The 386-nt window shown below is 42.2% G+C and carries 1 protein-coding gene; it reads right to left on the bottom strand.

Going from position 1 to position 386, the window contains the following annotated elements; genetic code table 11:
* The coding region (locus AAEZ02_RS21935; protein ID WP_351125071.1) for a hypothetical protein at positions 1-386 on the bottom strand (386 nt) is incomplete at both ends.

The following is a 386-nucleotide window of genomic DNA, read 5'->3' on the forward strand; positions in this document are numbered from 1 at the left end:
GTTTAACCTCCATCTTTGCTCGTGATGCTAAATAAGCACGACTTGCTGATACTGGATATACAGCTTCGTGTGCGACTGCTCCCGCCATTAAATTCTCAGCCACATAGTGTTGAATTTGTTCTGCAGAATCAGCATTGCGGTCTCGCTGATCAAATTTGTTAACTAAAACAAATAAGCGATCGCCACAAGTTTCAGCAATATCTTGAAGTTCTTTCCTTACAACACCATCAGCATCTGATTTTAACTGGGTATAGTCCAACACCGCGAGGATCGCGGAAGCTTTTTTAAGTTGGTCACGTAACATTGGTTTTAAATGTTCCTGACCAGCCTCATTTGGACCTGGTGTGTCTAGCAATGTTAATTTACCAACCTGCTCGGTGTAATTG

It is taken from the genome of Shewanella sp. T24-MNA-CIBAN-0130 (assembly GCF_040310185.1).
GTDB lineage: Bacteria > Pseudomonadota > Gammaproteobacteria > Enterobacterales > Shewanellaceae > Shewanella > Shewanella psychromarinicola.